Origin of the sequence: Luoshenia tenuis (assembly GCF_014384745.1) — a bacterium.
Classification (GTDB): domain Bacteria; phylum Bacillota; class Clostridia; order Christensenellales.
In genome coordinates, this window is record NZ_JACRSO010000003.1 from 266,013 (window position 1) to 280,266 (window position 14,254).

The following is a 14,254-nucleotide window of genomic DNA, read 5'->3' on the forward strand; positions in this document are numbered from 1 at the left end:
TCAGGGACGCTGTGCTATAATACTACAGCGTCCTTGCTCTACCCCAAGATGGGCAGGGCCTTAAGTCCAAGAGGAGGTGAAAGGCATGAATCAGTATGAAGTGCTCTACATCATTGATCCGACGCTGGAAGAAGAAGCCACCAAAGCGGTGATCGAACGTTTCAACAAGCTCATTGCCGACAATGGCGCGAAGGTGACGGATATCGATGAATGGGGCAAACGGCGTTTGGCCTATGAGATCAACGATTTGAACGAGGGCTACTATGTGCTTTTGCACATGGAAGCTGCGCCGGAATTCCCCTCGGAGCTGGAGCGTAATTTCCAGATCTCTGAGAACATTATGCGTTACCTGGTTACCCGGGTAGGCGAATAAGGAAGGTGGACAAGGCATGAATCGAGCGATTTTGGTGGGGAACCTGACCCGCGATCCGGAGCTGCGCGCCACGACCAGCGGCGTAGCCGTGTGCTCGTTCACAATTGCCATCAACCGGCGTTTTGCGAACCAGAACGGCGAGCGCGAGGCGGACTTTATTCCCATCGTGGTGTGGCGGGGGCAGGCGGAGTCCTGCGGGCGCTACCTGCATAAGGGCAGTAAAGTGGCCGTTTGCGGCACCATCCAGACGCGCAGTTATGATGCGCAGGATGGCACGCGGCGCTATGTTACCGAAGTCGTAGCCGACGAGGTGGAGTTTTTGACCACCCAGGGCGGTAATGGCGGCGGGGACGGCCGTTATCAGGACCGGGGAGATTCCGGCTTTGGCGCCCAGGCGCCTGCGGCCCCGGCGGATCTGCACAATATCGAGGATGACGAACTTCCGTTCTAAATCCCAAGTATCGTTGATTTTAAAGGAGTGAAAGCATTATGGCTATGGATCGTGGCGAGAGAAGGCCGCGCGGCGGCCGCCGTCCGCGGCGTAAGGTCTGCAAATTCTGTGTAGACAAGGTACAGCATATCGATTATAAGGACGTTTCTTCCCTGCGCAACTATGTTAGTGAGCGCGGCAAGATTCTGCCCCGCCGGATGACCGGCAACTGCGCGAAGCATCAGCGCCAGCTGGCAATCGCCATCAAGCGCGCGCGCATCGTGGCGCTGCTGCCCTACACGGCGGAATAAGAGTTTTAAAGAATAAGGGCTGCCCTTGGACGCGGGGCAGCTCTTTTTTTATATCTTTTTAGGGCGCGGTTGTTCTTTACCGGGCCTTTTGGCCTGCAAGCTTCAAGATAGCTTGGATAAAATCCGCCTTGCCGGCGGTATAACGGTCCCGGTCGTCCGGGTATTGCGCGGCCAGCTGGCGCTTGAGCGCGCAATACTGCTGCGCAGCTTGCGGGTGGGCATTGAGATAATCGCGAAAAGCAACGTGTGCGTCAAAGGCCGGGTGGCCGGCCGCATAGCAGTGGATGTGTTCCAGAGATAAGCTAAGGGGCCCATCGCCCCGGCGCACGAATAGAAACCGCCCGGGTACGCCGCTTTCGCCGCGAGGGTCGTACCCGGCCTTAAGCATCGCATCCTGGTCGATGGCGGCAAGCGATTTGACCTGCACGGCCACATCCAGGATGGGCTTGGCATCGATCCCCGCGATGGCCGTACTGCCCACGTGCTGGATATCCAGCAGATTTTCGCCCAGCAGGGGCATAAGCAGCGCCTTTACGGCCCGGTACTCCGCGGCCCAACCTTTGCAGTGCGGGGCCAGCTTGACCTTGTAACGTGCAACACCTTCCATAGCTGCTCCATCCTTTCCCAGTACTAATATAAAAATAACCCCTCCTGCCTGAAAAGGCAAGGAGGGGTTTGGCTTTGTGCAAAACTAGCCTTTGATGGAACCGTCCGCGTTAAAGACCGGCAGCTTTTCCAGATACCGGATGTCCGCGCGCTCCTGGGCATCGCCCTCGGCCAGCACCGCCATGCGGCCCACCACGTTGCCGCCCACCTGGGTGACCAAAGCCTCGATGGAACGGATGGAATCGCCCGTGCTGATCACGTCATCCACGATCAAAACGCGCTTCCCGCGCAGTAGGGCAGCGTCTTCTCCGCCCAGGTACAGCGTTTGCTCCTTGGCGGTGGTGATGGAGTTGACGCGGGTGGAGACCACGTCCTGCATGTAGAGCTTGGGTGCCTTGCGCGCCACGACGTAGGTGTTCTCGCCGGCCTGTGCCGCCATCTCATAGAGCAGGGGGATCCCCTTGGCCTCCGCGGTGATCATGATATCGTGCGCCGGGGCGAGCTTTAAAAGCTCACGGGCACAGGCTTTGGTGATCTCCACATCCCCAAACATGATAAAGGCTGCGATATACAGCTGGTCGTTTACCTTACAAAGCGGCAGCGCGCGCTTGCACCCCGCAATCGTCATTTCGTGACGCATACCCATTATTCAAGCACCCTTTCTTAAAAGGAGCGGGCGCAGCCGCTTGGCAGTACCCTTTCTGCAAGCTGCGCGCCCCCCTTTTACAAAACCGTTTGTTTTAATTAGATCGCCATGGTGATGATGCGCAGCGCAAACAGCGCAAAGCACACCCACATCACGGGATGGATATCGCGCACCTTGCCGGTGAGCAGCTTGAGGATAACCCAGGTCAGCATACCGAACATGATGCCGTTGGCGATGGAGTAGGTGAAGGGCATCATGATGATAGCCACGAAACCGCCCAGCGTATCGGCGATGTCGCCCTCAAACTCCATTTTCTTGACCGAGCCCATCATCAGCAGGCCGACGAATACCAGCGCAGGCGCGGTGGCAAAGCCGGGGATCGCCGTAAAGATGGGGTAGAAGAAGATCGCCACGATGAACAGCACCGCAGTGGTCAGCGCGGTCAAACCGGTGCGGCCACCCTCGGCCACGCCAGCGCTGGACTCGACATAGCTGGTGACCGTGGAGGTGCCCAGGCACGCGCCCACAACCGTACCGATCGCGTCGCTCATCAGCGCGCGGCCGGCGCGGGGCAGCTTGCCGTCCTTATCCAGCAGGTTGCCCTTGCTGGCAACGCCTACCAGGGTGCCGACGGTGTCGAACAGGTCGACAAACAGGAAGGAGAAGACGATAACGGCAAAGTCCAGCAGATGCTCGCCCACCCAGGCAAAGTCAAACTGGAAGAAGGTGGACTGCTGCACCACCGGCAGCAGCGTCCAATTGGAGAAATCCGGCAGCAGGGAGTTACCCTGATACCAACCGATGCCCTGGGCGATCATGCCCAGCACCCAGGTGATGAGGATGCCCAGCAAGATGGAACCCTTGACGTTGTGATGATGCAGCGCGCCGATCACCAGCAGGCCGATCATCGCCAGGGCAAACTCGGGCGATACCACCCGGCCCAGGTCTACCAGCGTGCTCTCGCTGGCGATAACGATGCCCGCGCCCTTCAGGCCCACCAGGGTGATAAACAGGCCGATACCCGCCGTAATACCCAGCTTGAGGTTGGCGGGGATGGTGTTGACCAGCGTCTCGCGGAATTTGAACAGAGAAAGCAGAATGAAAATGATACCTTCAACCAATACGGCCGTTAACGCTACCTGCCAGGGCACGTTCATCCCCAAGCATACCGAATAGGTGAAGTAGGCGTTTAAGCCCATGCCGGAGGCCAGCGCCACCGGGTAGTTGGCCAAAAAGGCCATGCACAGCGTTGCGATCGCAGCAGAGATCGCCGTGGCCAGGAATACGGCGTTAAAGTCCATCAGCGCTACGCCTGCGTCCGCGCCCGAAAGCATCAACGGGTTGACGATCAGGATGTAGGCCATGGCCAGAAACGTGGTAATACCGGCCGTGATTTCGGTACGTACATTGGTACCGTGCTCTTTGAGTTTAAAGAGCTTCTCCATAATAACCCCTCCAGATAAAAAATGTTTATGTCATCAGGCTACGCGCGCCTGTTCTTCCCAGCTTGTCCGGTCGAGGGCCAAAGCAAAAGCGGCCGCAGAGGCGGCGGTCATCCCATCCGCCGGCGGGCAAAAAGTACGGTTCTCTGCAACAGTAAAAAAGGAAAAGCCATATCCCAGCCTCCGCCTTTTAAGTTACCTAAAGTACGAAGAAGATATAGCCCAAAACCCGCTGAAAAGGGAAAGCGCATAAAGCCATCGGGCTTGTCCCTATGATCTTTATGCGGCCTTAACAGACGCATATATTATAACCAGGTTGGCGCTTTTTGTCAATTTTGAGACCCTAAATTAAAAGCTACCTGCGCGTTCTCTTGCAGGGCCTGCGTCATTTTTTCCTTCATGGGCTTGGCGTAACTGCCCGTCAGGCCATAATGCGCCCGGCGCTCGCCTACCATTTGGTAAAGCGCGTCTTTATAACCCTTAGGCGCGCCGCCGGTCTTGTACAACTCGTGCAGCGGCGCCGAGAGATGGGGATAGTGCTGATCGATAAAGCGGAAAAACACTTTCCGCGTCTGCCCACGCAGGTAAAGGGTACCCGGAAGGCAGTAGTGCACCCGGCTTGCGTGCGCAGCGGCGAACAGCGCGTCGATATTTTCATAGCTGTCCGTTAGGTAGGGGATGATGGGCATCACGTGCAGGCCGGTGGAGGCGTTGGTTTTGCGGAACTGCGCCAGCATCTCAAAGCGCCGGAGTGAGGGCGCCGCGCCGGGCTCCAAAAGGCTGCGGACGGATTCATCCATGGTGGTGACGGTGGCGGCCACGTTGACATAGGTGATGCGGGAGAGCTGATCGATCAGGTCGTAATCCCGTAGGACCAGCTCGCTTTTGGTGGAGATGATCGCCGGCGTCTTGTAGCGGATGAGCAGCCGCAGCACCTCGGTCATCAAGCGGTAATGGGCTTCAGCGGGCTGGTAACTGTCCGTCACCCCGCCGATGTTGACGACCTCCCGCTTCCAGCTGGGCGAGGACAGTTCCCGCTCCAGGGCCTCCAGAATATCAGTCTTGGCGTAGATATGGCCAAAGTAATCCTCCGTATCCAGATAGCGGTGGGAATACATGGCGTAACAGTAGCGGCAGCCGTGTTCGCAGCCGCGGTATAGGTTCAGGTCCCAATGATAGGGCACGCGCCGGCCCAGCTCGTGCAGGGCGCTCTGGCAGGGGAGAATATGATATTCCGTCATAATCGGTTCGGTTCCTCTTTTCTAAGGTTATAGCGGCGCAGCGTAGATCCGCGAGCTTTCTCCCCAGGGATGGTAACCCTGGCCGAGATAGGAAAAGCCATAGCGCTCGTAATAGCCGGTGTGATCGGTACACAGATAGAGCGTTTCATATCCGGCGGCGCGCGCGTCGGTTTTAGCACGCGCCAGCATAAGGGCGCCATAGGCGCGGCCCCGATAGGCCGGTTCGATATATAGGGCGCAGAGCCAGGGATAAAGGTCCATCCGGCTGATAAAGTCGTTGGTGATCAGCCCTGCGCAGCCGATGACCGCGTCCTCCATGAATAGCAGGTACCATTGGGGCAGCGGGGCCTTAGCCCCGATGCAATGGCGGATACAGTCCTCATAGACCATAAGACTTTCCGGGCTGGCCCACTTGTCCTGAAAATAGCGGATCGCGGTATCCGCTATGGCCGGTTGCTGGCATACGGAGACGATCTGCGGTTGTTTCATGCCTTTTCCTCCTAACGGCCCTTTACCTGGCTCAGGCGGGATTTATGCACGTACATTTTACGGTCTGCCAGGACGATCAGCCCATCCAAATGCTGCCCGTTTTCCGGATAAGAGGCGATGCCGAAGCTGAAACCCAGAAACTCGGGTTCCCCCTTGCCCAGGGAGATGGGGCTTCGCTCTAACCGGCCGCGCAACCGCTCGGTCTGCTCCAGGCTGCACAGCAGGATGAACTCGTCTCCCGAGATGCGGTAGGCCTCGCCCATTCCGGCGCTTACCCGCCGGGCGGCGCGCGCAAAGCCCGCCAGATACCGGTCCCCGGCGGAATGTCCGTAGCGGTCGTTAATGGTTTTAAAGCGGTCCAGGTCGATAAAGATGAGGCTGAAGGGCCGCCCTTGGTCGATCAGCGCTTGCGCGTCCTCATAAAAACTGATGCGGTTTTTAAGGCCGGTCAGCGGGTCGGTACGGTTTTGCCGCCGCAGCTGCTCGGCATCCTTATCGGCGCAGACCAGGTCGTGAAAAACCCGGTAACTGCGCAGGATGATCGCACCGATGATTACCACCAGGATCAGCTCCAGTAGGGCCTGGTCCTTGGTAACGAATACGTAATTGAGCAGCACGCAGCTGATAAACCAAAAAAAGCTCAACCGCAACAGGCTGCTGAGGGTTTTATCGGTAACATTTTGCAGGATGTAGAGGAATTGACTTTTAATAAAACGCAAAAATAGCCGGAGCGTAAGCGCGTAAAATACCGTTTGGATGATCAAAATCGTAAGGGAGAAATCTGTTTGGGGCAAGAACGTTGCGACCCGCACCGCCAGGGAAAAGGCCAGCATGGTATAGATCCAGGCTGAACACATGACGGTAAAGGTATATTTGAGCGGCTGGTCGTAGATAAAATAGCAGGGCAGCAGATAAATAAAGCCAAATAGAACAAATAACCCATTCCCATTGCCGTAAGAGGGAAGCGAGCTGAGCAGGCAAATCATGCCGCCTACCAGCGCTGCGGTAAAAAGCGCAAAGGAGGTCCACAAGGCGACGGGGCGAAGCTTGGGTGTAGAACAAAAGTTTAACGTATAAAAGTTGATCGTCACCATTTCAAGGATGATGATCACGTGGCAAAATATCGTCATAGCGCTCTCCATTTGGGTAAAGCCTTAATATGCGTCAGGTTTTCATTAAGCTTAACACAAACCAATGGACAAGTCGATGCCTGGGGATTGCCTAATTCATCCATTAGAGGCCGCCGGTAAAATGATAGACACCCGCTTCCCGGGGAGAAGGGGGGGCCTGCACCATTCCGCTAAAAAAATCGATATCAGGCGGCGCATTGGCGCGGCAAAATACCAGCCCGTCTATGGACTGGAACACGGCGCCGTAAAAGAAGTAGACGCAGTCCCCCTGGACGGCTACGCGGCATACGAAAAAGTACATATGTCAAGACAGGTGCATTGACAATACGGACTATCTTCGCTATGATGAAAAAGATTTAACCAAAAGAGAGGGTAAGGTGTATGGCAAAGGCAAAAAAGGATAATGGAGGCATCATCAAACGTTGGGCCAGGCGCTGGTTTATCGATGCGCTGGGTTCCATGGCGATGGGCCTGTTTGCGACGCTGATCGTGGGATTGATCCTGGAGCAGCTGGCCAAGATCCCGGGGCTGGATGTGCTCAACCAGCTGGCTACGGTGGCCAAATCCGGCCCGGTGGTGGGCGCGGCCATCGGCGTTGCGGTAGCCACGGGGATGAAGGTAAAGCCCCTGGCGGTGTTCTCTGCGGCGGTAGTGGGCGCGGTGGGCTACAGCGCGGGCGCTGAGGTTTTAGTCGCCGGTACCCAGGCAACCATGACCGGCGGACCCTTGGGCGCTTATCTGGCGGCGCTGGTGGGCGCGGAGATCGGCAACCTGGTGGCCGGACGCACCAAATTTGATATTTTGTTGGTCCCGCTTAGCGCCATCATCTCCGGCGGCCTGGTGGGTATCGTTACCGGGCCGTATATCGGCGGGGCCATGGCGGCGATGGGCACCTTTATCAACGATATGACCGTGCTCCAGCCCCTGCCCATGGGTATCGTCATTTCGGTGGTGATGGGGATGATCCTCACCGCCCCGATCTCCAGCGCAGCCATCGCCATCGCCCTGGGCCTGGAGGGCCTGGCAGCGGGCGCCGCTACGGCGGGCTGCTGCGCGCAGATGATCGGCTTTGCGGTGGCCAGTTTCCGCGAGAATGGCTGGGGCGGGCTGGTCGCCCAGGGCCTGGGTACCTCCATGCTGCAGGTGCCCAACATCGTGCGCCGGCCGCTGATCTGGCTGCCGCCTACGCTGGCTTCGGCCATCACCGGCCCGATCGCCACCTGCCTTATGGGGATGACCAATAACCCCGCAGGCGCGGGTATGGGCACCAGCGGCCTGGTGGGCCAGGTCTCCACCTGGATCACCATGTCCCCCACCATGGACCCGGTACTGCTCACCCTGAACATCCTGCTGCTGCACTTTATCCTGCCCGCGGCGCTGACGCTGCTGATCTCCGAGGGGATGCGCAAACTGGGATGGATCAAGTTTGGCGATATGAAGCTGGAGCTGCAGTAGCCCTTGCATTTTAGCGCGTGGCGTGTATAATGTAAGTGCATAGCGGCGATAATAGCCGCGGATACAGGTGATGAAAGGGACATGGGCCTTTTTTGACGCGGAAAGAGAGCCGGCGGTGGGTGCGAGCCGGGGCGCGGCAGTGGGGCTTTCCACCCTGGAGCTTTGGGAGCAGGGGCACTTTGGCCCTCAAACCCGGCGGATCAGCCCCGTTACCGGCTATTGAGGCTGGCCGTTTTTGGCCGGCGAATTTGAGTGGCACCACGGATGACCCCGTCTCATGTATGAGACGGGGTTTTTTAATTTAAAAAGCAATGTAAAATGCTGAAAGGATGAGCGATATGTTGGATTTAAACCGTATCCGCAGCGACGCGCAGGGCGTGCGCAACGCGCTGCTCAAGCGCATGGACGAGGTGAGTTTTGATGAACTGCTGGACTGGGACGCGCAGCGCCGCGCGCTGATCGCCAAAAACGATCAGCTAAAGGCCCAGCGCAATAAGGTCTCCTCCGAGATTCCCAAACTCAAAAAAGCGGGGGAGGACGTGCAGCCCATCTTCGCCCAGATGAAGCAGATCGGCGGGGAGATCGACCAAAACGATGCGAAGCTCAAAGCGCTGGACGGCAAAATCCAGGGCTTCTTACAGGGGCTGCCCAACATTCCGGACGAGGATGTGGTGGCCGGCGGCAAGGAGAATAACGCGGTGCTGCGCCAGTTTGGCGAAAAGCCTGCCTTTGACTTTGAACCCAAGGATCACGTGACCCTGTGCGAGTCCTTGGGGCTGATCGACTATGCCCGGGGCGCCAAGCTGGGCGGCAATGGGTTCTGGATCTATACCGGGCTGGGCGCGCGGCTGGAGTGGGCCCTGCTCAATTATTTTATCGACGAGCACATTAAAGATGGCTACCAGATGATGATGGTGCCCCACCTTTTGACCTATGCCTGCGGCTATACCGCCGGCCAGTTCCCCAAATTTGAGGAGGACGTGTTCTGGCTGGAAAAAGACGGCGAGGCCCGGCAGTTCCTGCTGCCCACGGCGGAAACGGCGCTGGTCAGCCTGCACCGGGATGAGATTTTGGACGAGGCGGAGCTGCCCAAAAAGTACTTCTCCTACACGCCCTGCTATCGCCGGGAGGCGGGCAGCTACCGCTCGGAGGAGCGGGGCATGATCCGCGGCCACCAGTTCAATAAGGTGGAGATGGTGCAGTTCACCCGCCCGGAGGATTCGGCCAAGGCCTTTGAGGAGCTGGTGGGCAAGGCAGAGCGCCTGGTGCAGGGCTTGGGCCTGCACTATCAGGTTTCTAAACTGGCGGCTGGAGATGTAAGCGCATCCATGGCCCGCACGTACGATATTGAGGTGTGGATCCCCAGCATGGGTATTTATAAAGAAGTAAGCTCGGCCTCCAATTCCAACGATTACCAGGCCCGCCGGGGCGGCATGCGCTTTAGGCGGCCGGGCGGCAAGCCCGAGTTTGTGCATACCCTAAATGCCTCGGGCCTGGCCACCAGCCGGGTGCTGCCGGCCATTGTAGAGCAGTGCCAGCTGGCGGATGGCTCGGTCAAGCTGCCGGCGCCGCTGGCTCAGCGCATGGGGATGGAGGTATTAAAACCCGTAAAATAAGCGGCGGAGAAAATGGGGGAGCCAATGATGTTTAAAGAGCTGACCAATATGGTGTTGGGCGAGCTGGAAGCGGTGTTCGCCCGCATGCAGGAGGCGGATGTGCGCCCGCTGCTGGAGGCCCTCAAGTCCGCACCGCGGGTATTCTTGCTGGGCGCCGGGCGTGAAGGGCTGTCCACCCGCGCGTTTGCCATGCGGCTGATGCACCTGGGAAAGGCGGCCTATTGGATCTGGGACGATACCACCCCTGCCATCGGCCCGGGAGACCTGATGGTGTGCGCCTGCGGCTCGGCTGATGTGGGGCACGAGAACTATATCGCCCAACAGGCCAAAAATGCGGGGGCGGATCTGGCGCTGATCACCCCGGCAGGGGAGGGCTATCTGCTGGGCATTGCGGATATCGTGACCCGGGTACCGGCCGCGGCCTACAAGGCGAAGGGAGATTTTGTGCCCTCGGAGCAGTTGATGGGCAACTTGTTTGAGCAGACGCTGTTTTTGCTGTATGATATCCTGGTGATGCAACTGCGCCAGGAGCTGGGCGTGAGCGCGCAGGAGATGGTCGCCCGGCACCGGAATGTGGAATAGCGCGGCGCTATGCGCCTGATAAAAGCCGCATCGCCCCAAACGGGCCGGTGCGGCTTTGCTATGCGGATAGGTTTGCCTAAAATAAGGAGAAAATATTGAATAAAAAGCGGGGTTTTACGGCCGCTGGGCTCAAAGCAGTTGCCGCTTTCGCCATGCTGGCGGACCATGCGTACAAGGTTTTCCAACCGCAGCTGGTAGGCGCCCTGCAGGCGTTTTTCCATGTGGATGCTGATGGCGGACAGCTTTTGCTGCTGCTTTTTTGCGGCGCTACCAGCATCTCTTTTTACATCTTCGCCTACTTCTGTGGGGAATCCTGCCGCTATACCCGGCATAGGGGGCGGTACCTGCGCAACCTTTTTGCCTTTGCGCTGCTGTCCGAACTACCCTTCCAGCTATTGCTCGATATCATCCAAGGGGAGCCGTTGCAGGTGCAATGGGGACTGAGCAACGTAATGTTTACCCTACTGTTGGGTGCATTAGCCTGTTTTGGCTTTGATACCCTAGCCCGGCAGGGCAAAAGGGGCGCAGGGGCGCTGTTTGTATTGCTGTGCGCGGGTACCGCAGGGGCATTGGGCACGGATTATGGGGCGTATGGCGTCGCCGCGGTATTTATCTGCTATTTTTGTGAGCATCCACGGCAAAGGCTGCTTGCGCTGGGGGCGGTCATCGTTTTGCAGTACGTGATGGGTGTATTAGCGGTGGATTTTTTCACTTACGGTTATAATGGCTATGCCCTGATGGAAACGATGATCTTGATGGCTTATGCACTGTGCGCCCTGCCGCTGCTAAGCGCCTACAATGGTCAGCGCGGCAGGGGATGGCGCTACTTTTTCTATATTTTTTACCCCGCGCATATCGCGCTTCTGGTCTGCCTGTACGTTTGCCTGGAGACAGGGCGTTGATCGGTTTTTACATAAGGCCGGCGGAGTTATCCCCTGCCGGCCTTATTTTAATGGTTTAAACCGTCGGTCGCGTGCGCGGCTTCAAGTATGCCGGCAGCAATGGCGCTTTGGCTTGCCATTTGCATAAAAAACGCCTCATCCCGCTGAAAGATCGCATCGCGGAAGCGGGATAATTCAAAAACCATGCGCTCTCCTTCGGGTTGCCGATCGATCACCTGTTCCTGCCCGTTGATCAGCGCCCGGAAAGGGGGAAAGACGCTTAGCCGCCCCGGCGCCTCGATCCGGCCCTGTTCCCCCTCGATCCAACATCCCGTTTGCAGATCCGCATTCTTCGCCGTTTCGATCTCGCAGATAAAGGTAGGGTATTCCAGGCGCAGCTTGCCTGCCAGGTCGATCCCGTTGAGGCCGTATTCCGCCTGATAGCTTACCTTTCTGGGCGCGCCGAACAGATCCACCGCTACGTGGATGCAATAGATCCCCATATCGTTCAGCGCGCCGGCCTGCATCTCGGGGTTGAAAATATTGGGGTTCTCTCCGCGCAGGTAGGCGTCGTATTTAGAGGAGTAACGCGCGTGGCAGATCTTGGCGCGACGGATCGTCCCCAGCTGTGGAAGCAATGCCTTGCAGCATAGATAATTGGGCATATGGATCGTGGTGATCGCTTCAAAGAAAAATACGCTTTTTTGACGCGCGGCCTGGATATAGCTTTGGACATCCGCCGCACTTAGGGCGGCCGGCTTTTCGACGATGACGTGCTTGCCGTGCCGCAGCGCCTGCAGCGTCTGCCCGGCGTGGAAGCGATTGGGTGAGGCGATATAGACCGCGTCTACATCGCTGCGATCTAGCATTTCTTCGTAGTCGCAGCAGCTATCCTGTACGCCCATAGCCGCGGCAAAGGCTTTGCCACGCTCCGCATCCCGGGAAAAGACCACCCGGCTGGCAACCCCCGGCGTACGCCTGATGGCCTCTTGCATCTGCTGCATGATCGCGCTGGTGCCGACGGTGCCGATATTCAAAGTTTGCTGATCCATATTTTAACCTCGCTTTCAGGGTTGTTGAGCTGTTCTTCTGAGCAGTTTTGGTAGGCAGCGTTGGCCTATATGTCCCCAGGCAGTCCGCGGACAGAAACCAAGCTAATATGATTATACTAGAAAAGCCGGCGGTCCGCCGGCTTTTTACCGACCATTCAGCCCCAAAATTTATAGATGTTTTTGGCGTCGATCATAACGGGCTGCAGAAAGTTATCTTCCAGCGTTCCGCCATGGGATCGGGGAGGTATGGCGGCTATCGTGGAAGTGAGCCGCCGCGCGGGTATAAACAAGTTGGGGCTTGCAAACGCCCCGAGGGTTCTAGTAGTTGCGGGATCGATAATGATACTTCATACCTTGCCTATCAAAAATGCGATTTTTTCTTCGGGTTTCCAGTTGACAAACGATGATGTATTTTATATAATAAATAGGCACTTGGACATGTGCCTGTAGCTCAGCCGGATAGAGTGTTTGGCTACGAACCAAAAGGTCGGGGGTTCGAATCCCTCCAGGCACGCCAGCAGGCTAGGCCTGCATGCAAATCGCGCTCTTCACTTTGTGGAGAGCGTTTTGTTTTGTTGTCCGCGTTTTTAATGGGTATCTATTTTGTCAATGCGCACAGAAGAAGGCAGAGCAGCCCTCAGGCGAAGATGCGGGCGGGAAGGAGACTGCGTCATGACCGCCAAAAGGGCGGCGGCCTGGGCATGTGTATGGACGCTGGCGCTGGCGGCGGTGCTGTGGGGGCATATGGATTTTGTGCGTCAAGCCCTTGAAACAATGCCGGAAGCCGTCGCCATCAGGCTAGAGCAGGGGCTGGAGCCGCAAGTATTTTTAAGGGAATCTGTCGCAGGCGGGCTGGACTGCGCGGGGGAGGCTGTGCTGCCCCGGCAGATGCTCTCGGGTGGAATGGTGCCGGCAGGGATCGAGGTGGAACCGCATTTGGCCAGCGCCGGCTATGGGCGAATCGCGGCCCTGCACTTGATAGAGGGCAGCTTTTTCGGCGATACGCGGGCGAATGTGATCGTCATTAGTTCGCAGTTGGCTCGCCGGCTTACCATGACGCCGGAGGCGGTGGGAATAAAAGTACGGATGAACGATACGGAGTATACGGTTTGCGGCGTCTACCAAAGTAGCGAAATGTGGGCCGCGCAGATTTCGCGGACAGACCGGGAGATTGTCTATTTGCCGATGGCCAACGCCCGGCCTTTAAAGGGCGCAGGAATGCCGGCCGACACAAAGGCGCCCACTGCGGGAGCGGACAGCACGAATCGTGAACCGGAACAAAGCGCGGAAGGAATTAAGACGGATACGGCCGCGCAGGCTATAGCGGGAGGGGAAGTGCCGGATGCGGGGCCTGCCGCCGCGAAGGTAACGCGCGTGCTGATGCCCCTTGAGGCACGCTATCTGTCCCAAGATGCGGAGCAGATATTGCGCGCGACGTTTTCCGATCCCTTCACCATAGCTCAGATCGTCGATTTGCGGGAAACGCGCGCAACTATCGGGCAAATCTTTCGGCTGGACTTTGCCGTCGCGGGTATCTGCTGTTTCCTGATTCTGATGCAGCTAGGGCTGGGAGGATACCGCATGCTATTGCCTGCATGGAGGGAGGCGCTTGCCAGCCGCCTGCCCATTCCGCGGGAACAGCGGCGCAGGCTGATTCAACGCAGCGTAGGCTACGCCCTGGTGGGGACCGCCGCGGCGGCCATACTGGTGCTAGCCTGGACGATCCCCATACTGCCTGCGCGCTGGCTGCCGGAGGGGTCGATCCTGAACGCGGGACATTATGCTCGCTATTATGTCGATATAATCCAGGCCTATAACGGTGCAGGATATGATTATGACGCGTTGCTGACGATACGGCTGACCGCCTGGTCTTTTGGCTGGCTGTGCGCGGCTGCATACCTTGCAGTCATGGCATGGCTGCGCTGGCATGGCGTCATCAATGGGTGGCAACGGAATAAAGATGGGCGGATGTGAAGTGATAGCCGAAAGAGATAAAAACG

At 57.7% G+C, this 14,254-nt stretch carries 16 protein-coding genes and 1 tRNA gene; 10 read left to right on the top strand and 7 right to left on the bottom strand.

The window, feature by feature from the left end; all coding sequences use genetic code 11:
• Window positions 1-85: 85 nt before the first annotated feature.
• The 3 genes from rpsF to rpsR are packed head-to-tail and all read left to right on the top strand — an operon-like array spanning window position 86 to window position 1,114.
• The gene (gene rpsF, locus H8699_RS08560) at window positions 86-373 is read left to right on the top strand and encodes a 30S ribosomal protein S6 (RefSeq protein ID WP_138294565.1); all 288 of its coding nucleotides are present in this window, start codon (window positions 86-88) and stop codon (window positions 371-373) included.
• A gap of 16 nt (window positions 374-389) precedes the next feature.
• Complete coding sequence (locus tag H8699_RS08565; protein WP_138294564.1) at window positions 390-824, top strand: single-stranded DNA-binding protein; 435 nt, start codon at window positions 390-392, stop codon at window positions 822-824.
• Between the two features lie 38 nt (window positions 825-862).
• Window positions 863-1,114 (top strand): 30S ribosomal protein S18, encoded by a 252-nt coding sequence (gene rpsR / locus H8699_RS08570; RefSeq protein ID WP_207670646.1) that lies wholly within the window; start codon window positions 863-865, stop codon window positions 1,112-1,114.
• A gap of 76 nt (window positions 1,115-1,190) precedes the next feature.
• Here rpsR and H8699_RS08575 read toward each other — a convergent pair whose 3' ends face one another.
• The 6 genes from H8699_RS08575 to H8699_RS08600 all read right to left on the bottom strand — a co-directional run bounded on the left by H8699_RS08575 (window position 1,191) and on the right by H8699_RS08600 (window position 6,668).
• A complete protein-coding gene (locus H8699_RS08575) occupies window positions 1,191-1,721 on the bottom strand; it encodes a GrpB family protein (protein WP_249285320.1) in 531 nt (176 codons plus the stop codon).
• 84 nt (window positions 1,722-1,805) lie between these two features.
• Complete coding sequence (locus H8699_RS08580; RefSeq protein WP_249285466.1) at window positions 1,806-2,360, bottom strand: phosphoribosyltransferase family protein; 555 nt, start codon at window positions 2,358-2,360, stop codon at window positions 1,806-1,808.
• 104 nt (window positions 2,361-2,464) lie between these two features.
• On the bottom strand, window positions 2,465-3,811 hold the full coding sequence (locus tag H8699_RS08585) for an NCS2 family permease (RefSeq protein WP_138294562.1): 1,347 nt from the start codon (window positions 3,809-3,811) through the stop codon (window positions 2,465-2,467).
• A 326-nt stretch (window positions 3,812-4,137) separates the two neighbouring features.
• Window positions 4,138-5,049 carry an SPL family radical SAM protein gene (locus H8699_RS08590; RefSeq protein ID WP_249285321.1) on the bottom strand — a complete coding sequence of 304 codons (912 nt, stop codon included), beginning with the start codon at window positions 5,047-5,049 and terminating at the stop codon, window positions 4,138-4,140.
• A 27-nt stretch (window positions 5,050-5,076) separates the two neighbouring features.
• Entirely contained in the window at window positions 5,077-5,538 is a 462-nt protein-coding gene (locus H8699_RS08595) for a GNAT family N-acetyltransferase (protein ID WP_249285322.1), read from the bottom strand.
• Between the two features lie 11 nt (window positions 5,539-5,549).
• Entirely contained in the window at window positions 5,550-6,668 is a 1,119-nt protein-coding gene (locus tag H8699_RS08600) for a GGDEF domain-containing protein (protein ID WP_283244181.1), read from the bottom strand.
• Between the two features lie 381 nt (window positions 6,669-7,049).
• On the opposite strand from H8699_RS08600, the gene H8699_RS08605 reads away from it, so the two are divergent.
• From H8699_RS08605 to H8699_RS08625, 5 genes are all read left to right on the top strand, one after another.
• Window positions 7,050-8,123, top strand: a complete 1,074-nt coding sequence (locus H8699_RS08605; RefSeq protein ID WP_138294558.1) for a PTS transporter subunit IIC — start codon at window positions 7,050-7,052, stop codon at window positions 8,121-8,123.
• 70 nt (window positions 8,124-8,193) lie between these two features.
• Entirely contained in the window at window positions 8,194-8,346 is a 153-nt protein-coding gene (locus H8699_RS08610; protein WP_249285323.1) for a hypothetical protein, read from the top strand.
• A gap of 115 nt (window positions 8,347-8,461) precedes the next feature.
• A complete protein-coding gene (gene serS, locus H8699_RS08615) occupies window positions 8,462-9,739 on the top strand; it encodes a serine--tRNA ligase (protein WP_249285324.1) in 1,278 nt (425 codons plus the stop codon).
• Window positions 9,740-9,763: 24 nt separating this feature from the next.
• Complete coding sequence (locus tag H8699_RS08620; protein ID WP_249285325.1) at window positions 9,764-10,321, top strand: SIS domain-containing protein; 558 nt, start codon at window positions 9,764-9,766, stop codon at window positions 10,319-10,321.
• Window positions 10,322-10,416: 95 nt separating this feature from the next.
• Window positions 10,417-11,223, top strand: a complete 807-nt coding sequence (locus H8699_RS08625) for a TraX family protein (RefSeq protein WP_249285326.1) — start codon at window positions 10,417-10,419, stop codon at window positions 11,221-11,223.
• 47 nt (window positions 11,224-11,270) lie between these two features.
• Here H8699_RS08625 and H8699_RS08630 read toward each other — a convergent pair whose 3' ends face one another.
• Window positions 11,271-12,254 carry a Gfo/Idh/MocA family protein gene (locus tag H8699_RS08630; protein WP_249285327.1) on the bottom strand — a complete coding sequence of 328 codons (984 nt, stop codon included), beginning with the start codon at window positions 12,252-12,254 and terminating at the stop codon, window positions 11,271-11,273.
• Between the two features lie 440 nt (window positions 12,255-12,694).
• Here H8699_RS08630 and H8699_RS08635 point away from each other — a divergent pair.
• Window positions 12,695-12,771, top strand: a tRNA-Arg gene (locus H8699_RS08635).
• A 155-nt stretch (window positions 12,772-12,926) separates the two neighbouring features.
• Window positions 12,927-14,228, top strand: coding sequence for an ABC transporter permease (locus tag H8699_RS08640; protein ID WP_249285328.1), 1,302 nt, complete (start codon window positions 12,927-12,929; stop codon window positions 14,226-14,228).
• The last annotated feature ends 26 nt before the right edge of the window (window positions 14,229-14,254 follow it).